This window comes from Bacteroidota bacterium, assembly GCA_030706565.1.
Taxonomy (GTDB): Bacteria; Bacteroidota; Bacteroidia; order Bacteroidales; family JAUZOH01; genus JAUZOH01.
The window spans coordinates 1-3,074 of sequence record JAUZOH010000425.1 but is presented as its reverse complement, the minus strand read 5'-3'; the positions used below and the strand labels follow the sequence as shown (position 1 = coordinate 3,074).

The window sequence follows — 3,074 nt, the reverse complement described above, 5'->3', positions numbered from 1 at the left end:
CATTAAGTTTTGCGGCTTTAGCCGAATGTTCTGGTATTATTTTAATAGAATGTTGGGCTTAAGCCCAAGAAATACAACATTTTCTTCAGGATCCGTCAGCTGAAGCTGACGGCAATGAAAACCCAAATTTAGGAAAATGAAAAGCTATATCAATTTTCCAAACCTAACAGGTTTTACTGGTGATCCTATAAAATCCGATACGATGCGAAATACCTGTTTGAACAGATGAAATAATATTCCACCCCTTCGGGATTTACCACAAACCTCTTTTTCCTGCTAAAGTCATGTCATCCCTCAAGGATTGGTCGGGAGAAATTTTTGTTTTTGTTATGGAATTGAAAACTTGTTAATCATGTAAATCCTGTCCTTGCATTTTTTTAATACATACTCTGTCCTATTTACAGGTTTGAAAAAATAATTGCTTAAATTTTGTCTCATCCACTGTATTTTGGATTTGATCCTAAAAAAACTTACAAAGTACCGGGCTGGCGAATTGCTTGTTAATATCAGGAAGGACTGGAGTTCTTTGGATATAGAACAAATCAATAGTAACCTTGGCGCTTAGGATATATCTGAATTTTATAAATCTAATTTCAGTTAAGTCAAATATATATTTAATTTTGCCTTTTTGAACTGTCTCATTGTAAATGATTTATAAGTTCATTTCGATAAGTGATAATGAACTCTGGCAGTGGTGTTTATGTTTTGTGTTGAGTATAAATGCAAAACAGGGTTGAAATGTATTTGATTTATGCTGTTTAATTCGATTGAGTTTGCCATTTTTTTACCGGTAGTCTTTGTTTTATATTGGTATACTACAAAAGGGGATTTGAAACGTCAGAATTTGTTGCTGACCTTTGCCAGTTACTTTTTCTATGCCTGTTGGGACTGGCGGTTTCTATTTCTTTTGATTTTTTCGACCCTGGTGGGTTTTTATTCCGGAGCCAGGATCAAGTCTGCTAAAAGTAAATCCGGGAGAAAGTTCTGGATGTTGCTTAGTCTTTGCATCAGCTTGGGTTTGCTGGGCGTTTTTAAGTATTATAATTTCTTTGCTGACTCTTTTGTTAGCGCGCTTTCGCTGCTACATATCAAAGCCAGCCTGGGTTCCGTTAATCTGGTCCTGCCTGTCGGAATTTCCTTTTATACTTTTCATGGATTGTCCTACGTGCTTGATATTTATCATGAAAAAATAGAACCCGAAAAGAATTTCATCAACTACACGCTTTTTGTCAGTTTTTTCCCTTTGCTGGTTGCCGGCCCTATTGAGCGGGCGACGCATCTTTTGCCCCAGATCGGAAGAAAACGGGAGTTCGATTATTCTAAGGCCGTTGATGGTTTACGGCAGATTTTGTGGGGCTTATTTAAAAAAATCGTCATCGCTGATAATTTTGCCAACTATGCCAACATAATCTTTAACAGTTCTTCGCGGTTTTCGGGAAGTACGCTTCTGTTGGGAGCTTTCTTTTTTACCTTCCAGATTTATTGCGACTTTTCGGGTTATTCCGACATAGCCCTGGGAACTGCCCGTTTGTTTGGGATAGAGCTGTTGCGGAATTTTGCTTTTCCTTATTTCTCGAGGGATATTGCAGAGTTCTGGAGGCGTTGGCACATCTCGCTGACTACCTGGTTCAGGGATTATCTCTATATTCCTTTGGGCGGCAGCCGGGGCAGCACATGGATGAGAATCAGGAACACATTTATTATATTTCTGGTCAGCGGCTTATGGCACGGGGCAAGTTGGACCTTTATCACCTGGGGCGCCCTCAATGCATTTTACTTTTTGCCCTTGTTGTTGGCCAAAAAAAACCGTAAAAATATTGACATTGTTGCCAAAGGAAGGATTTTTCCGACCTTCAGGGAATTTTTGCAGATACTGATCACCTTTAGCCTGACTATGTTTGCCTGGATATTTTTCAGGGCAAATACCATAGGCGGGGCTCTCAGCTATATACGGGGTATTTTTTCTCCTTCACTTTTCACGATGCCCAATTTTATGGAAACAGGACAGGCTGTGCTGACGGTAGTTTTGCTTGTATTTTTTATCGTTGTTGAATGGCTGGGCAGGGAAGAACAATATGCCCTGGCCAATATGGGCTTAAACTGGAAGACCCCCCTGAGATATGCTTTTTATTATGTGATTATCTGCTCGATATTTTGGTTCGGAGGGCAGGAACAACAATTTATTTATTTTCAATTTTAGCAATGAAAAAATTCATCTTAAAAAATATTTATTTCTGTTTGCCATTGATTTTTTTGTTCTATGCAAAGCCCCTGTACTTATTGATTGGCGATAAGTATAAAGAGACTGTGGCCGGCCATGAAACCTACCTGTCGATTCAGAAAAGCAAGCAGAAATCAAAATCCAAGATTCTGATTATCGGCGACAGCGTTGGCAAGCAGTTGTTTGACAATGAGAAGAAGTCTGATTCCATTAATTCACTGGCCTGTAACCAGGCAATTGGCGTGATTGGCCAGTATTTGCTGCTCGACAATTATTTAAAAACAGGTAACCGGCCCAAAATTATTTACATGGTTTATTCTCCAACCAGTTTTAAGAATAATCTTGACCAGGTTTTTACCTATCATTATTTCCTGAAACCATTTTTTCAGAAAGAATACCTGGGAGAATTTTCACGTACGGCATTCAGGCAGATTGATAAAATTCCCTATTTGGAATTATGCCATGAACCCTATGTCCTGACATCCAACTGGGCGCCAAATTATAAAAATAACGACTGCATTAATTATACTTTTCTGTCGCCCATAACCAGGGAATATTTAAGTAAGATAAAGGATTTGTGTATTTCTCATAACATTGATTTTTATATTATTCCGACTCCTACACGAGAGTCCAATAAAACTATGGTGAAGTCTTTTAATAAAAATGAGTACTTAAGCTGCAACTTCAGGAAAGATTTGACAGTTTATCTGAATGATGTTATATACTTAAAAGATTCATGTTTTATTGACGGCCTTCATTTAAAACATCCTTATTTATATAAAAATCTGGTTAATAACTTAATGGCTAAAGCCCGGATACATTATCCCTGTAAATCTTCCTGTGGGGTGTAGGT

Annotated in this window: 2 protein-coding genes; both read left to right on the top strand. The window is 38.1% G+C overall.

Features of this window, described 5'->3' with window-relative positions:
* Positions 1-751: 751 nt before the first annotated feature.
* Positions 752-2,200 carry an MBOAT family O-acyltransferase gene (locus tag Q8907_15090; GenBank protein ID MDP4275597.1) on the top strand — a complete coding sequence of 483 codons (1,449 nt, stop codon included), beginning with the start codon at positions 752-754 and terminating at the stop codon, positions 2,198-2,200.
* Positions 2,201-2,202: 2 nt separating this feature from the next.
* Entirely contained in the window at positions 2,203-3,072 is an 870-nt protein-coding gene (locus Q8907_15085) for a hypothetical protein (protein MDP4275596.1), read from the top strand.
* The last annotated feature ends 2 nt before the right edge of the window (positions 3,073-3,074 follow it).

Excerpts from the sequence above, each read along its gene's own strand:
- Q8907_15090 (MDP4275597.1), top strand. The coding sequence starts at position 752 with ATGCTGTTTAATTCGATTGAGTTTGCCATTTTTTTACCGGTAGTCTTT.
- Q8907_15085 (MDP4275596.1), top strand. The coding sequence starts at position 2,203 with ATGAAAAAATTCATCTTAAAAAATATTTATTTCTGTTTGCCATTGATT.